A 16,871-nucleotide genomic window follows, 5' to 3' on the forward strand; every position below is an offset into this window, starting at 1 on the left:
CTGCGGTCTATGTCAACTATCCGCCGGTTTAGCGGTCGCCTGATGGAGTGCGGCGAGAATAAACAATTTGGGCTCCATTATTTCTCGACCACCCAAGATGGCCCTCTTTTAGAAGGCGAACGGGGCACAACCGCTTCTCTGCATTGCAACCCCGCTCCTGAACTGTCGGGAGAGCCAAAGCCGATGCAGCTACGCATAATGCGGGACGCAACACTCCCGGAGACACTAGATCACGACAAGTATCCAGCTTTAAACGATAAATCTGGCCCGCAAAAACAAGAACCCGTCAAGAGAATTAACTCTTGACAGGCCTTGCGCACGCTATTGCTTGCTTTTGAGAAGACTATTGCTGTTTCTGCCTTAACCTGTCCCGATAACTGTCAGCCACACTTACTGTGGCCGCAGCTGCCGCAGGTCATGCAGCCTTCGACCATGCGCAAGTCATACTGGCCGCAACTGGGGCAGGCAGGGGTGCGGTTCGAGCCCAGGTTCACCACAGTGGCCTGCGGATCGGACTTCAGGCCCATGCCTTCGCCCTGCAGGAATCCGGTGCGCACCATGTGCTGCTCGAGTATCCCGCCAATGGCCGCCAGAATTGATGGCACATATTTGCCTTGCATCCATGCGCCGCCGCGCGGGTCGAACACCGCTTTCAACTCCTCCACGACAAAGCTGACATCGCCGCCACGCCGGAACACGGCCGAGATCATCCGGGTCAGCGCCACGGTCCAGGCGTAGTGCTCCATGTTCTTGGAGTTGATGAAAACTTCAAACGGCCTGCGATGCCCACCCATCACGATATCATTGACGGTGATATAGATCGCATGGTTGCTGTCGGGCCATTTGAGTTTGTAGGTGGCGCCCTCCAGCTCGTTCGGCCGGTCCAGCGGCTCGGACATGTAGATGACGTCGCCGTGGGGTGTCTGCGGTTCGACGTCGGATTGGGCGACTAGTTCGGGCGAAGCAGATGGTTCGCCAAGCAGATCAGCAACGCGATAGTTCAACGCTTCGGCGATCTTCGCCAAGGTCTCCGCTTTTGGCGATTTCGACTTTCTGTTGACAATATCGGAGACGCCGGTTGGGTTCAGCCCCGCTTTCTCTGCAAGTTTCTTCGCGTTCATGTCACGACGCGCCATTGCATCGCTCAGACGCTCCGCGAGCGTGGCGCCTTTCAGTTCGGCGCTTTCACTCACGCTCAAAACCGACCCCGTCACGTCATTTGGCCGGTAGGTGGTGCATCCCTTACACCCCTGCTCCCACGCCTGCATATAGACGTTCTTGAACTCTTCAAAGCTGATGTCCTCGGGACAGTTGATCGTCTTGGAAATGCTGCTGTCGACCCAACGCTGTGCCGCGGCCTGCATCTTGACGTGATCCGCCGGGGCCAGTGTCTGCGCGTTCACAAAGTAATCCGGCAATGGCGTATCACCGAATTTTTCGCGCCAGAGCGCCACGGCGTAATCCACCACTTCCTCTTCGGTGCGGCTGCCATCCTTTTGCAGGACCTTGCGCGTGTAGGCATAGGCGAACACGGGCTCGATGCCCGAACTCACATTACCCGCGTAAAGGCTGATCGTGCCCGTCGGCGCGATCGACGTCAGCAACGCGTTGCGGATACCGTGCTTGGCAATCGCCTCACGCACGTCGGCGTCCATGCCTTGCATGTTGCCACTGGCCAGAAACGCCTCTGCGTCGAACAGCGGGAAGGCGCCTTTCTCCTTGGCGAGGTCCACCGACGCCAGATAGGCAGCTCGTGCAATCGCATGTAGCCAGTCACCCGTCTGCCTTGCGGCCTCGTCACTGCCGTAGCGCTGCCCGACCATCAGAAGTGCGTCAGCCAGCCCGGTAACCCCCAGCCCGATCCGCCGTTTGGCCTGCGCCTCGCGGGCCTGCGCCTCGAGCGGGAATTTCGACACGTCCACGACGTTATCCATCATCCGCACGGCAGTCGCCACAAGCTCGGTCATGGCCTCCTCGTCCAGCGCAGCCCCCTTCTCGAACGGATCGCGCACCAGACGCGCCAAATTGATCGATCCCAACAGACATGCGCCATAGGGCGGCAACGGCTGTTCGCCACATGGGTTGGTTGCGGCGATATCCTCGCAATAGTTCAGGTTGTTGGCCTTGTTGATCCGGTCGATAAAAATCACGCCGGGTTCGGCGAAATCATAGGTCGCCTGCATGATCCGGTTCCACAGGTCGCGCGCCGGCAAAGTGCGATAAACCTTGTCACCAAAGCGCAGGTCCCAAGGACCATCCTCGTCCACCGCGCGCATGAAATCATCCGTGACCAATACGCTGAGGTTGAACATCCGCAGCCGTGCGGCATCGGATTTGGCGGCGATGAAATCCTCGATGTCGGGATGATCGCAGCGCATCGTCGCCATCATCGCGCCCCGACGGCTGCCCGCGCTCATGATGGTGCGGCACATCGCGTCCCACACATCCATGAAGCTGAGCGGCCCGCTGGCATCCGCGCCGACCCCTTTGACATCAGCACCGCGCGGACGGATCGTGCTGAAATCATAGCCGATGCCGCCCCCCTGCTGCATGGTCAGCGCCGCCTCGCGCAGATTGTCGAAAATGCCGCCCATGTCATCGGGGATCGTGCCCATGACGAAGCAGTTGAACAATGTCACGCGCCGCGCCGTCCCTGCCCCGGCGGTGATCCGGCCCGCAGGTAGAAACCTGAAATCCTCAAGAGCGGTGTAAAACCTGTCTTCCCAGGCCGCCGGCTCGGCCTCGCCCTCGGCCAAGGCGCGTGCGATGCGCCGCCAGCTATCCTCGACAGTGTCATCGATCGGCGTGCCTTCAGGCGTCTTGAACCGATATTTCATGTTCCAGATTTGCGCGGCAATCGGGGCAGAAAAACGGTTCATTGCTCTATATCCGGTGGTTGTGGAGGAAGGTATCCACAGTATCCTTGGCCGCGCCCGAGGTCAATCGACCATAACGGGCATCGGGGGCTCAGCCGGTGCCTTGGCGTGGCCAAGAAACCCAATATCGACTAGGGTCCACAGGCGCGCATCATTTTTTTCAACCCGGGGCAAAATTGCGCGCGCCCTCTATTGCACTCCCCCCCGAATCCCATACCCTTGTATCCATGACAGCCGCCCCCCTCAACCTGATCAAGCTCAGCGTCGGCACCGAAAGTGTCGAGAGCCTGATTGATTGGCAGAGCAGCAAGCAGGCGCGCGGTCCCGATGGCTTGCCGCGCCATGTGACGCGGATGTGGCCCCGACGCGACGCCGAGCTTTTGCAGGGCGGCTCGATCTACTGGGTAATCCAGGGGCTGGTACAGTGCCGTCAAAGCATCGTCCGGCTGGACGAAGTGGTGCGTGAGGATGGCATCCGACGTTGCGGCATCGTTCTGGCGCCCGAGATCATCCGCACCACCACGGTCCAAAAGCGCCCGTTTCAAGGCTGGCGCTACCTGCCGGGCAGCGAGGCCCCCCCGGACCTGCCCCGAACACGGCAGAACGAAGACGCATTGCCCGCAGCCTTGTCGGCAGCGCTGGCAGATATCGGCGTGATCTGAAGCCTGCCGGGTTTGTCCGACCCCATTCCGAACGAGAGCGTCATATCGCCCTGATAAATCATGCGATTTGCATCAATTCCGCAACATTGTCCGATGACATGTCGCGATTGCACCCCACCGCGCAGAACACTGAAAACAAACAATCATTTCCCTCGCGGCAAGACGGCGACATGCGGCAGGCGAAATCCTGCCATCCCACTCGGCGAGATCACGCAGGGGTGATGGAACGCGGCGGCGCCCGGCCTTGTTGTTATGCCGATGGCGCACATATCGCAGTGACGCCTGACCAAAGGCTGAACAGATAAAGAGGACATTTGAATGTTTCGCAAAGCAACCCTGATCGCAGCAGCTCTTTCCACCACGGTGGCTCTGCCAACCTTCGCCGGATCGCCTGAACCCGCGACAACCGAGCCTGCAATCACTCCCGCCGCACCCGTCGTGGCCAATTTTGGCCCCGACTGGACCGGCTTCTATGCCGGTGGCCAACTTGGCTATGCCGATATCGATTCCAATGTTGCCAATCTCGACGGCGACGATGTCATTGGCGGTCTGACCGCGGGCTATGACTGGGATCTTGGTAAATACGTCGTCGGTGTCGGCGCTGACTATGATTTCGCCGATATCGGCCTCAGCCCCACCACCAACCTTGACAGCATCTGGCGCCTGAAACTGCGCAGCGGTGTCAAGATCGGCAACGGCCTGCTCTACATGACGGGCGGCTATGCCCAGGTGGACGTCGGCGGCCTCGGCAGTGAAGACGGCAAATTCTACGGTGCCGGTTACGAGCATATGCTGACCGAAAACATCTCGCTCGGCGGCGAGGTGCTGTATCACGAGTTTGACAACGTGGGCGCCACCGCCACCGACATCGACGGAACAACCTACCAGGTTCGCGCGACCTACCGCTTCTGAGTTAAGCGCATCGGCCAGGCCCCCATCCGGGGCCTGGTCACTGCTCTATTGTCCTGATTTCGTACCTATTCGACGATGAAGCCATCGGCCCAGACGAGCGCAGAGCCAAACGCATCGCGTTGCGGCCCAACAGATGTGGTCACGACACCTGCAATCGGCTCAGAAGCTCTGCCAAGATTGCCCGGTCTGCATCCCCGATCTCGGCCTGCCGCGCCCGGAACAGCGTTGCCTGACTTCGCAGGATCAACCCATCCTCCAGCACTTTCAGATGGTTGGCCCGCAAGGTATCACCGGAAGAGGTGATGTCGGCAATCGCTTCGGCGGTCTCGAACTTGACCGTTCCTTCTGTCGCGCCCTGACTGTCCACAAGCGCATAATCCGCCACGCCGTTGTCGCGCAGAAACTCGCGAACAAGTCGGTGATACTTGGTCGCGATGCGCAGACGGAATCCATGCACCTGCCGAAATGCCGCCGCGGCCGCATCCAGATCGTCGAGCGTGCCCACATCGACCCAGGCGCTTGGCACAGCCAGGACCAGGTCGGCCTGACCAAACCCCATCGGCGCCATGGCCTCGACGTGAGCGTTCCAGCCGACCAGCTTCTCCTGCACCAGATCGTTGCCGGTGACACCCAGATGAATACGCCCCGCCGCCAGTTCACGCGGGATTTCGCCCGCCGACAACAGGATCAGTTCCACGCCGTCGATCCCGGCCACCTGCCCGGCATATTCGCGTTCTGATCCCGCGCGGCTCAATGTGATCCCGCGCTCGCCAAACCATTGGAACGTCTTTTCCATCAAACGCCCCTTGGAGGGCACACCCAGTTTCACACTCATCGCGCCTCTCCCAGCGCCAAGGCCAGCCCGGGGCGGATCATCCCGCCCACCGCCGGGATTTCGCGCCCTTGCCCCAGCCGCCGGGTCAGCGCGTCATAGCGCCCGCCGGTCGCGACTGGCGGCAGGTCAGGGCGATCCTCGGCGGTAAAGCCAAAAACGAACCCGTCGTAATACTCCATCTGCGTGCGCCCGTAGGACGCCTCGAAATGCAGCGCCGCCACGTCGATCCCCTGCCCCTCCAGCGCCTCCAGCCGTGCCGCCAGTTGATCAACTGCCGCCGAAATCGCTGGCAGATCCTTTGCGATATCGCGCAACTGCTTCAGAGCATCCAGACTGGTTTCGCGCACTGCGAGGATCGCATCGATCAGCCCCACTTCGGCATCCGAGATCGGCGCGGCCTTGGCATCTTCGCGCAGCGCCGCGATCCGGGCGGCAATTTCGCTCTCGTCGCGCAGCCCGATCAGCGGCCCGGCCTGTGCCATCGGATCATCCATAGCCAGCAGCGCCGCGCGGCTCTCTGGGACCGGCGCGCGCCCCGAAAACCGGTCGATCAATGCGCGGAACCGGCGCGGTCGCCAGATATGCCGCCGCAGCGCCGCCTTGCGGCGTTCGGTCGTGCGCAACCCGTTGACCGCTGCCATCAGGATGCCAATATCGCCTGTCGCGGCGCGCAGGCCCAGTGGTTCCAGAATCCGGTGGATCAGCGCGAAAACTTCGGCATCGGCGCGTGCTGAATCGTCGCGCGCAAAGACCTCGTAGCCCACCTGCAAATATTCGCTGGCGCGCTCTGGATCGTCCTCTTGCCGGCGAAAAACCTCGCCTGCGTAAGTGTAGCGCGCGGGCTCGGCCCCGTGCGCCATATGCATCTCGACGATCGGCACGGTGAAGTCGGGCCGTAACATCTGTTCGCCCTTGAGCGCATCCGTGGTGGTGTAGGCCCGCGCGCGGATATCCTCGCCGTAAAGATCCAGCAGCGTCGCAGCAGGTTGCAGGATCGCCGTCTCTACCGGGACCGCTCCCGCCTGCTCAAAGAGAGCGCGCAGCCGAGCCGCCTCGGCGATGATCGCGGATTTTTCCGGCATCAGCTCTGGCTCTCCAATATCTCGCGCACCTTGGCGACCAGTTGTTCGCGCGGTACTTCGAACTGGCTGGGGCGTTCCTTCCACTCCTCCAGCGTCGCGCTCTCGGCAATCTGTGCCCCCAGGATCAGGTCCTTGATCTGCACCATGCCTGCGGCCTTCTCGTCGCCGCCCTCGATCACGGCCACCGGGCTGCCGCGCCGGTCCGCGTATTTCAACTGATTGCCGAAATTCTTTGGGTTGCCCAGATAGACTTCGGCGCGAATGCCCGCCTGACGCAACTCCGCCACCATCGCCTGGTAATCGGCCATGCGCTGCTTATCCATCACCGTAACCACAACCGGCCCGCGCGCCTCGCTGGCCATCCGGCCCTTCTCGCGCAGTGCTGCCAGCAGCCGGTCCACCCCGATGCTGACACCCGTGGCAGGCACCGCCTGCCCGGTGAACCGCTTGACCAGATCATCATAGCGCCCGCCGCCCGCAACGCTGCCGAACTGGCGTTTGCGGCCCTTGTCGTCGAGGATCTCGAAGGTCAGTTCGGCCTCAAAAACCGGACCGGTGTAGTAGCCGAGGCCACGCACCACGGATGGGTCGATCTCGATCCGATCGGGGCCATATCCTTGCGCGGCAAGAAGTGCCGCCATCTCTTCCAACTCATCGACGCCTTCCGCACCAGCGGCACTTTCACCGACCGCATTACGCAGATTGGCCAGGGTATCCGCTGCCTGCTCGGCCTTGGAGGTAAGGAATGCCAAAACCGGTCCCGCCTGCGTCTCGCTCAACCCGACCCCGTCGATAAAAGCGCCAGAAGCGTCCTTGCGTCCCGTTGTCAGCAACTCGCGCACCCCCGCCTCGCCGACCTTGTCGAACTTGTCGATGGTACGCAGCACCGCGTCGCGGGTCGCATCGGCTTCCAGCCCCATCGTCTCCAGCACCCCGTTCAGCACCTTGCGGTTATTCACACGCACGATGTAATCGCCGCGCGGAATGCCCACCTTTTCCAGCGTATCGGCCAGCATCGCGCAAATCTCGGCATCCGCCGCCACGCTTGCCGCGCCGACCGTGTCCGCATCGCACTGATAAAACTGCCGGAACCGCCCCGGACCGGGCTTCTCGTTGCGCCAGACAGGCCCCATGGCAAAGCGCCGGTAGGGTGTCGGCAGATCGTTGCGGTGCTGCGCATAGACCCGCGCCAATGGTGCCGTCAGATCATAGCGCAGCGCCAGCCAGTCGCCTTGATCCTTGTCATCAGCTTCCTGCCAGGCAAAAACGCCCTCATTGGGCCGGTCCACGTCGGGCAGGAACTTGCCCAGCGCCTGAACCGTCTCCACGGCGCTGGTTTCCAGCGCATCAAAACCGTAGCGATGGTATACCTCGGCAATCGCATCCAGCATCGCCTTGCGCTCGGTGACTTCCACACCGAAATAGTCGCGGAATCCCTTGGGTGTTTCGGCCTTGGGACGCGGTGTTTTCTTGGGCTTGGACATGGGGTGGGCCTTCCAGGGTTTTGCACCTGTCGCGCGGTCTACCGGATGGCTCGGCGCGGGGCAAGCCGCGCCCTTATCCTTTCATTTTTCCGAGAATACCTGAAGCGTTGACCCAGACGCCTCCTCTCGGGTAAAGCGCAGGTATGGATGCAATCGAAGAAAAACTGGCCCACTTGATGCGCGCGGTCGACGACCTGTCGGATGTCGTGGCCCGGCAACAGGCCGAAATCGCCGTGCTCACCCGCCGGACCGAAATGCTTATGCGCCGCGAGGCAGAGCGCGAAGACAGCAGCGGCGCCGCCGTCGTGCTGGGTGATGAGCGCCCACCGCATTACTAGAACCCGCATCGATTTTTCGCAGAAAAATCTTGGTTCGGGATAGATTTTTCTGCGAAAAATCTCGGCCCATTCCAAACGTTCGTCAGATTTCCTCGACTTCCATCACACCTGCCAGACTCTTGATCGCGCCCTTGATCTGCGGGTTCACCGGATAATCACACCCTGCGTCCAGTTCCACCTCGCCCGGCAGGTCCGGAGCCATCAAGCAAAAACGGATCGGCCCCGGGCGCGCCGACTTGGCCACCTCCCGCGCACTCTCCAGAACGCTCGCGACCGAGCCGATCGCATCCGGCGTTTCGACGAAGATTCGCAGCCCGGTGCTGCCCGCGTCGGCCACCACACCGTCAATCGGCGCCACGCTGCGCGCCAGAAGCTTCAGCTGCTCAGATTCCATCGTCGCCTCGACCGTCACCACCACATGCGTCCCGGTCTCCAGGAATTCGCGCGACTTCTCCAGCGTTTCGGAGAACATGGTGACTTCGTAGCCGCCCGTTGTATCGCTCAGTTGCACAAAGGCAAAACGATTGCCGCGCGCCGATTTGCGTTCCTGCCTGCCGGCCACGACGCCCGCCATCTTGAGCACGCAGGGCGCGCGTGCCGTGAGGTTCATCACCTCGTCCAGCGTCTTGACGTCCTTGCGCTTGAGAGCCGCCATGTAATCGTCCAGCGGGTGCCCCGAGAGGTAGAAGCCGATTGCCTTGAATTCTTCGGTCAGCCGTTCGGCGGGCAGCCAGTCATCCACCGGGCTGAGGCGCGGCTCGGGCAGGTCATCGCCCGCCTCACCAAACAGCGACACCTGATTGGAGTTCTTCTGCTCAAAGATCGCGCCGGAGTAGCTCATCAGCGGTTCCACCGCCTCGAACACCCGGCGGCGGTTGCGGTCCAGCACGTCGAATGCGCCAGCACGCGCCAGCATCTCCAGCGGGCGCTTGCCGATCCGCTTTAGATCCACCCGTCGGGCGAAATCGTAAAGCGTGGCAAAATCCTGCCCCCCGCGCCCCTCGACAATCAGCCGCATCGCCTCGACGCCCACGTTCTTGAGCGCGCCCAGCGCATAGTGCAGCGTGCCTTCCTTGACCATGAAGGTCGCCTCGGACCGGTTCACGCAAGGTGGCGCATAGGGCAGGCCCAGCCCCTTCTTCACCTCTTCGAAATACACGGCCAACTTGTCGGTGAGGTGGATATCGCAATTCATCACCCCCGCCATGAATTCGACAGGGTGGTTGGCCTTCAGCCAAGCGGTCTGGTAGCTGACCACAGCATAGGCGGCGGCGTGCGATTTGTTGAAACCGTAATTGGCGAACTTGTCGAGAAGGTTCCAGACCTCGGTTGCCTTCTCCTTGCTCACACCGTTGTCGGCCGCCCCTTTCAGGAATTTCGGCCGCTCGGCATCCATCGCCGCCTGGATCTTCTTACCCATGGCGCGGCGCAGCAGGTCCGCACCGCCCAGGGAGTAGCCGGCCATTTCCTGCGCGATCTGCATCACCTGTTCCTGGTAGACGATGATCCCCTGGGTCTCGTCCAGGATGTGATCAACGGATGGATGCAGCCCTTCGCGCTCGCTCAGCCCGTTCTTCACCTCGCAGTATTTCGGGATGTTCTCCATCGGGCCGGGCCGGTAGAGCGCCACCAGGGCCACGATATCCTCGATACAGTTGGGCTTCATGCGCTTGAGCGCATCCATCATGCCCGAGCTTTCCACCTGGAACACCGCGACCGTCTTTGCCTTGGCATAAAGCTCGTAGGTCGCCGCATCATCGAGCGGGATCGCCCCGATATCGTTCTCGGCCCCCTCGGGCGGCTCGAAAAGCTGCCTGCCATCGGCAGCGATATGCAGCGAACGCCCCCCCGCCAGGATCTGCTGCACCGCGTTCTGTACCACGGTTAGCGTCTTCAGCCCGAGAAAGTCGAACTTCACCAGCCCCGCCTGTTCGACCCATTTCATGTTGAACTGGGTCGCAGGCATTTCCGAACGGGGATCCTGATAGAGCGGCACCAGCTCATCCAGAGGCCGGTCGCCGATCACCACGCCCGCCGCGTGGGTCGATGCATTGCGCAACAGCCCCTCGACCTGCATGCCGTATTTCAGCAGCCGGTCCACGACCTCCTCGTTGCGTGCCTCCTCGCGCAGCCGGTCCTCCTGCGCCAGCGCCTGCTCGATGCTGACGGGTTTGACACCCTCGACCGGGATCATCTTGGACAGGCGGTCAACCTGACCGTAAGGCATCTGCAAAACACGGCCAATGTCGCGCACGGCGGCCTTGGACAGCAGCGCACCGAAGGTGATGATCTGCCCCACCCGGTCACGGCCGTATTTCTCCTGCACGTAGTGGATCACCTCTTCGCGGCGATCCATGCAGAAGTCGATGTCGAAGTCCGGCATCGAAACACGTTCAGGGTTCAGGAACCTCTCAAACAGCAGTGAATAGCGCAGCGGGTCAAGGTCCGTGATTGTCAGCGCATAGGCCACGAGGCTACCAGCCCCCGATCCGCGCCCCGGCCCCACCGGAATATCGCGGTCCTTGGCCCATTTGATGAAATCGGCAACGATCAGGAAATAGCCGGGGAACCCCATGCCCTCGATGATGCCAAGCTCGAATTCCAGCCGCGCTTCATATTCCTCGACAGTCGCTGCGTGGGGAATGACCTTCAGGCGTTCGGCCAATCCCTCCTTGGCCTGGCGGCGCAACTCGTCAACTTCGTTATCGGCAAATTTCGGCAGGATCGGATCGCGGCGATAGGCGGCAAAGGCGCAGCGCTGCGCGATCTCGATGGTGTTCTCAAGCGCCTCGGGCAGGTCCGAAAACAGCGCCGCCATTTCACGCGGGCTTTTGAAATAGTGTTGCGCGGTCAGGCGGCGGCGCGGCGCAGCCTGATCCACATAGGCCCCATCGGCGATGCACAGCATCGCATCATGCGCCTCGTACATCTTGGGTTTGGGGAAATAGACGTCATTGGTGGCGACCAGTGGCAGCCCCATCGCATAGGCCATCTCGACATGGCCACGCTCAGACAACCGCTCGGCCTCGGGCGCGCCGCCCTCACCGGGGTGGCGCTGCAACTCCACATAGAGCCGATCCCCGAAAGCGGCGGCCATCTGCCCCAACAGCGCCTCGGCGGCGGGGCGCTGCCCGGCCCGCAACAGCCTGCCGATCGGCCCGTCCGGCCCACCAGAGAGGCATATCAATCCGGTGGCGTGCTGTGCCAGTTCCTGCGGCGTGACATGCGGCAACTGCCCGTCGCCGCGCAGGTAGAGACACGAGTTGAGCTTCATCAGGTTTTCATACCCGGTCTCGTTCTGTGCCAGCAGAACAACCGGCGCGGGGGCCTTGGGGCGTTCGCCCGGCGCCACGTCAACATAGGCCAGATCGACCTGACAGCCCATGATCGGCTGAACGCCCGCCGCCTGCGCGCCCACGGCAAATTCCAGCGCCCCGAACATGTTGTTGGTGTCGGTGACCGCGACCGCAGGCATGCCGCCATCAACGCAAAGGCCCGGCAGCTTTTTCAGGCGCATCGCGCCCTCCAGCAGCGAATATTCGGTGTGAACCCTGAGGTGAATGAATCGGGGGGAATTGCTCATGCGACCCAGTCTAAAGGGTTTGCAGGTGAACTGAAATCACGAGTTGCTCTCGGAGCGCCCTCAAATTTGATTTGCTGTAGGGCGCTTGCTCTTGACCCTGCCTCAGGTTCATCTGGATGGCATGTTCTTGCGGCCCGATCTGGTCTCATTCCAGCTCTCAACAGACCGCAACCGGCACTTCTGAGGGCAAAACACCTGGCCCGCTGGGTTTGTCAGACGCAATTGCGATCAAAGGGCCGGCCACCTGTGGGGAATGCCGACTCGAACAGCTTCACATTGACAAATACCCGGCATCTCTTACCCTAAAAGCCCATATTATTAGGGTAAATTCACATTATTGGGAGGAATTTTCATGAAAACGTTATTGCTTGCAGCAGCCTTGGGGATGGTTTCGACAGCGGCCCTGGCGGCGACCTACACCTACGACTACTCGGCAAGTTTCAGCTCGAGAACGTATGACGCAACTAGAGTTTCGTTGACCGATACCATTCAGGCCATGGGCACGATCACCGGTCAGATCACTCTTGATGACACGGTCATTATAGAATTTTCCCCCAACCAAATCAGATATGTCGCCCCCATCATCACCATTGATGGGATCGACATGTCCCTGTTCGAACGGCTACCCAGTAGCCTTACGGTGTACAACGACAGTGCAAATTCTGATGCGCTGAGAGTCGGTACGCCCAGCTATAGTTCGGATATGGATGGTCGGTACATAAACTCTCTTTCCTTCAATTTTTTAGACGATTCAAAAACCGCGCTCTCGGATGCGAGCCTGCCAATCTCGCTCAACCTTGGCGACTGGAGAGATTCAATTCTGTACGTGGATTCGTTGCATTACTCCCGCGGCGTGCCGAGCTCGACCTATACAGAAAGAGATAGAGTAACCTTTCAGTTCGATAGCCTGACGCCGGTGACGCCTGTTCCCCTGCCCGCTGGTATTTGGCTTTTGAGCGCCGGCTTGGCAGGGCTGGGCATGGTTCGACGCCGCAAACGCGGCTGAGGTCAACCCGATCCAGTGACAGAGCCGCGCGGGCCTTTTGGGGGCGGTCATGAAGATTGTGAGCGATGGGCGAATGACCAATTGTCCGTCGACCTGCAATTCATGCGAATGCTCACGCGACAAATGGCAAAGACCAGGAAGGTCTTACGCGGCTCAGGCAAGAGTGACGTTGCGTCAAGCAAAGCCCCAGCAAAGCAAGGGGATCGACGGCCCGGCGGCGCCGGACCACGGGACACGGCCATATCTCGGCCCTTGCCAAACTGTCCTGCCGCCGCGTAGCTTCTGGTTCAGGAATCCCGCGCGCCTCAACGCCGCATCGAGGTGGGCACCAAAAGGGCGGAGGTAACGCGGCGGGCAGCGCAGAATGCACATTTCTTTTCGTCTGAACGCAGCGGCGGACGTGTCGCGCAAGCTTTCACTGGATAAAACTGCGCCTGATCCGCGTTCGGCGGGTCTTGGACCAAGCCGCGGCAAGGCCGGGCAGATCCACATCCGCCAAGAAGGGAACCGCGCGTGAGTACGCCGTTGCTGAGCCTGTCAGGCCTGACCAAGGCCTATCCCGGCGTGGTCGCCAATGACAACGTGTCCTTCGAGATCCAGCCGGGCGAAGTCCATGCCCTGCTGGGCGAGAACGGCGCGGGGAAATCCACGCTGGTCAAGATGATCTACGGCCTCGTGCGCCCCGACAGCGGCCAGATGATGCTGCATGGCAAGCCATTCGCGCCCACCCGGCCCAGTGCGGCGCGCGCCGCCGGCGTGGCGATGGTGTTTCAGCATTTCTCGCTCTTCGATGCGCTCAACGTGGCCGAGAACGTGGCACTGGGAATGGAAAACCCGCCGCCGATGGGCGATCTGGCCACCCGAATCCGCGATGTGTCGGCAACCTACGGCCTGCCGCTCGATCCCTCGCGCACGGTGGGTGAGCTTTCAGCCGGTGAACGCCAGCGGGTCGAGATCATCCGCTGCCTTTTGCAGGACCCCCGCTTGCTGATCATGGACGAGCCGACATCGGTGCTGACGCCGCAAGAGGTGGACATCCTCTTTGAAACCCTGCGCAAGCTGACCTCAGAAGGGGTGGCAATCCTCTATATCTCGCACAAGCTGGAGGAAATCCGCACGCTATGCGATCACGCCACGATCCTGCGATTGGGCAAGAATGTCGGCACCTGCATCCCGCGCGAAACCAGCGCCCGCGACATGGCCGAGTTGATGGTCGGCAGCGCCTTTGCCGCGCCCGAACGGGCCAGGCGCAACTTGGGCGAAGTGGCGCTGGAGCTGAGAGACCTCAACGCCGCGTCGCCCAGTGCCTTCGGCACATCGCTCAAGGGCATCAGCCTGAGCGTGCAGCAGGGCGAGATCCTCGGGTTGGGCGGGGTCGCTGGCAACGGCCAGGACGAGCTTCTGGCGGCGCTTTCCGGCGAGATACGCAGCGACGCGGAGGCGGTGCGCTTCATGGGGGAGCCCATCGGGCGCCTCGGCCCCGGCCCGCGCCGCAAGATGGGCCTGCTGACCGCACCCGAAGAGCGGCTGGGTCATGCCGCGGCCCCGGACATGAGCCTGACCGAAAACGCCCTGCTGACCGGTGCCGAACGCGAACATTTGATGCAGCGCGGCTTCCTGCGCTGGGGCGCGGCAGAGGCGTTCGCCCGCCGGATCATCAGCGCATTCGACGTGCGCACCCCCGGCCCCGACGTGGCAGCGCGGGCGCTGTCGGGCGGCAACCTGCAGAAATTCGTCATCGGCCGCGAGGTAATGCAACGGCCCTCTGTGCTGGTGGTCAACCAGCCCACATGGGGCGTCGATGCCGCCGCCGCCGCCGCGATCCGGCAAGCGCTGCTGGATCTGGCGGCAAAAGGCACAGCGATCATCTGCATCAGTCAGGACCTCGACGAGTTGATGGAAATCTCTGACCGGTTCGGCGCGCTGAACGAAGGGCGCCTGTCCGAGATCCGCCCGGCACAGGGGCTGAGCGTAGACGAGATCGGCCTGATGATGGGCGGCGCACATGGTATGGAGGTGGCGCATGTCTAAGCGGCCGGTTTTTGAGTATTTTCGCAAAGAAGAAGCTCGGAGTGGCGTGCCATGCTGAGGCTGGAGCAGCGACCACAACCCTCACGCATGTGGGTGTATCTGACACCGCTCGTAGCGGTGGTGATCACCATGATCGCCGGCGGTGCGCTCTTTGCCGCTTTGGGCAAGTCCCCGGTCGAGGCGATCGCGACCATTTTCTGGGAACCGCTCTTTGGCGAGTTTGCGTTCTATTACCGCCCACAGCTTCTGGTGAAGGCCGCGCCCCTGATCCTGATTGCCATCGGCCTAAGCCTGGGGTTTCGGGCGGGCATCTGGAACATCGGTGCCGAGGGGCAGTATATCCTCGGCGCGATCTGCGGTGCGGGCGTGGCACTGGCCGCCTACCCGTCTGAAAACGTGCTGATCTTTCCGGCGATGATCGTTGCGGGCGCGTTTGGCGGCTGGGCCTGGGGAATGATACCCGCCCTCTTGCGGGTGAAGTTCGGAACCAACGAAATTCTCGTCTCGCTGATGCTGGTCTACGTGGCCGAACAGTTATTGGCCGCGATGTCCCTTGGGCTGATGCGCAACCCCGAAGGCCACGGTTTTCCCGGCAGCCGCAATTTGCAGCAATACGAGGCCGCTCATAATGCCGAATTGATCACCGGCAGCGGATTACACTGGGGCGTGGCGGCGGCGCTGATCGCGGTGATCTTTGCGTATATCCTGCTGAACCGGCATATTCTGGGCTATCACATCCGCCTGACCGGGCAGGCCCCGCGCGCCGCGCGGTTTGCGGGGGTCCGGCCAAATAGGTTGATCCTGTTCTGCCTTGGCACATCGGGCGCGCTGGCCGGGCTTGCGGGGATGTTCGAGGTCGCCGGACCTTCGGGGCAGATCAGCATTGATTTCAACGTCGGCTACGGCTTTACCGCGATCATCGTGGCGTTCCTTGGGCGGCTGCATCCGGTGGGGATCATGCTGGCGGGGCTATTGATGGCGCTGACTTACATTGGCGGTGAAATCGCGCAGTCGAACCTGCAATTGCCAGCTGCAGCGATCCAGTTGTTTCAGGGAATGCTGCTGTTTTTCCTGCTGGCGGTGGATGTGCTGGTGCAGTTCCGGCTGCGCTGGATACGGACGGAGGCAGCCTGATGGACCTTTCCTCGATCAACCCGATCCTGCTTCTGGCCTCGCTCATGGTCGCGGCCACACCGATCCTGCTGGCAGCATTGGGCGAGCTGGTGGTGGAGCGCGCGGGCGTGCTGAACCTCGGGGTCGAAGGCATGATGATCACCGGCGCGATCTGCGGCTTTGCCATCGCGGTCGAGACCGGATCGCCTGTTGTCGGCTTCATTGGTGCTGCGCTGGGTGGCGCGCTGCTGTCGCTGCTCTTTGCCGGTCTCACGCAGTTCGCACTGGCCAATCAGGTGGCCTCGGGGCTGGCACTCACGCTCTTTGGTTTGGGACTGAGTGCATTGCTGGGACAATCCTATGTCGGAGTAAAGCCGCCGCCGACGGCCAAGCTGGACATCCCGCTCTTGGGCGATATCCCGGTGTTGGGACCGATCGTATTCGCGCATGACTGGATGGTGTATTTCGGTCTGGCCCTTACGCTGGTGGTCTGGGCGTTGCTGAAATTCACCCGCGCGGGGCTGATCCTGCGCGCGGTGGGCGAAAACCACGATGCGGCACATGCGCTGGGCTACAAGGTGGTCCGCGTGCGGGTGCTGGCGATCCTGTTCGGCGGGGCCTGTGCGGGCATGGGCGGGGCCTATCTCAGCCTCGTGCGGGTGCCGCAATGGACCGAAGGCATGACCGCGGGTGCGGGCTGGATCGCATTGGCACTGGTTGTCTTTGCCTCGTGGAAGGCCGGTCGCGTGCTGCTTGGCGCCTATCTCTTTGGCGGGGTCACGGTGCTGCAACTGAACCTGCAGGCGGCAGGGGTTGATATTCCTGTCGAATACCTTTCCATGTCACCTTATCTGATCACGATCCTGGTGCTGGTCATCCTGTCGGCGGACCGCAGCAGGGCGCCCGGCTCACTCGGGCGGGTCTTTCACGCCTCAAGCTGAGGCAGAAC

Annotated in this window: 12 protein-coding genes; 7 read left to right on the top strand and 5 right to left on the bottom strand. The window is 61.8% G+C overall.

What is annotated here, in order from left to right; translation table 11 throughout:
• Positions 1-380: 380 nt before the first annotated feature.
• A complete protein-coding gene (locus O3306_RS02580) occupies positions 381-2,879 on the bottom strand; it encodes an adenosylcobalamin-dependent ribonucleoside-diphosphate reductase (RefSeq protein WP_272002894.1) in 2,499 nt (832 codons plus the stop codon).
• A 224-nt stretch (positions 2,880-3,103) separates the two neighbouring features.
• Here O3306_RS02580 and O3306_RS02585 point away from each other — a divergent pair, with 224 nt between their 5' ends.
• Together O3306_RS02585 and O3306_RS02590 are read left to right on the top strand one after the other, a co-directional pair.
• On the top strand, positions 3,104-3,538 hold the full coding sequence (locus O3306_RS02585; protein ID WP_272002896.1) for a DUF1489 family protein: 435 nt from the start codon (positions 3,104-3,106) through the stop codon (positions 3,536-3,538).
• 318 nt (positions 3,539-3,856) lie between these two features.
• Entirely contained in the window at positions 3,857-4,450 is a 594-nt protein-coding gene (locus O3306_RS02590) for an outer membrane protein (RefSeq protein ID WP_272002901.1), read from the top strand.
• A 139-nt stretch (positions 4,451-4,589) separates the two neighbouring features.
• Here O3306_RS02590 and hisG read toward each other — a convergent pair whose 3' ends face one another.
• The 3 genes from hisG to hisS are packed head-to-tail and all read right to left on the bottom strand — an operon-like array spanning position 4,590 to position 7,851.
• On the bottom strand, positions 4,590-5,285 hold the full coding sequence (hisG, locus tag O3306_RS02595; protein ID WP_272002904.1) for an ATP phosphoribosyltransferase: 696 nt from the start codon (positions 5,283-5,285) through the stop codon (positions 4,590-4,592).
• Positions 5,282-6,367, bottom strand: coding sequence for an ATP phosphoribosyltransferase regulatory subunit (locus tag O3306_RS02600; RefSeq protein WP_272002907.1), 1,086 nt, complete (start codon positions 6,365-6,367; stop codon positions 5,282-5,284). Before O3306_RS02600 ends, hisG begins: the two co-directional genes overlap by 4 nt.
• Entirely contained in the window at positions 6,367-7,851 is a 1,485-nt protein-coding gene (gene hisS, locus O3306_RS02605) for a histidine--tRNA ligase (RefSeq protein ID WP_272002910.1), read from the bottom strand. The genes O3306_RS02600 and hisS overlap by 1 nt, the downstream gene beginning before the upstream one ends.
• A 143-nt stretch (positions 7,852-7,994) precedes the next feature.
• On the opposite strand from hisS, the gene O3306_RS02610 reads away from it, so the two are divergent.
• Entirely contained in the window at positions 7,995-8,189 is a 195-nt protein-coding gene (locus O3306_RS02610; RefSeq protein ID WP_272002912.1) for a SlyX family protein, read from the top strand.
• A gap of 82 nt (positions 8,190-8,271) precedes the next feature.
• Here the strand turns inward: O3306_RS02610 and dnaE are convergent, their stop codons facing one another.
• The gene (dnaE, locus tag O3306_RS02615) at positions 8,272-11,772 is read right to left on the bottom strand and encodes a DNA polymerase III subunit alpha (RefSeq protein WP_272002915.1); all 3,501 of its coding nucleotides are present in this window, start codon (positions 11,770-11,772) and stop codon (positions 8,272-8,274) included.
• Between the two features lie 352 nt (positions 11,773-12,124).
• Between dnaE and O3306_RS02620 the strand changes: the two genes are divergently transcribed.
• From O3306_RS02620 to O3306_RS02635, 4 genes are all read left to right on the top strand, one after another.
• A complete protein-coding gene (locus O3306_RS02620; RefSeq protein ID WP_272002918.1) occupies positions 12,125-12,778 on the top strand; it encodes a VPLPA-CTERM sorting domain-containing protein in 654 nt (217 codons plus the stop codon).
• 513 nt (positions 12,779-13,291) lie between these two features.
• A complete protein-coding gene (locus O3306_RS02625) occupies positions 13,292-14,809 on the top strand; it encodes an ABC transporter ATP-binding protein (protein ID WP_272002920.1) in 1,518 nt (505 codons plus the stop codon).
• 51 nt (positions 14,810-14,860) lie between these two features.
• Complete coding sequence (locus O3306_RS02630; protein ID WP_272002923.1) at positions 14,861-15,943, top strand: ABC transporter permease; 1,083 nt, start codon at positions 14,861-14,863, stop codon at positions 15,941-15,943.
• Complete coding sequence (locus O3306_RS02635) at positions 15,943-16,863, top strand: ABC transporter permease (RefSeq protein WP_272002926.1); 921 nt, start codon at positions 15,943-15,945, stop codon at positions 16,861-16,863. The genes O3306_RS02630 and O3306_RS02635 overlap by 1 nt, the downstream gene beginning before the upstream one ends.
• Positions 16,864-16,871: the final 8 nt, after the last annotated feature.

Origin of the sequence: Roseovarius sp. ZX-A-9, from assembly GCF_028369135.1 — a bacterium.
Taxonomy (GTDB): domain Bacteria; phylum Pseudomonadota; class Alphaproteobacteria; order Rhodobacterales; family Rhodobacteraceae; genus Roseovarius.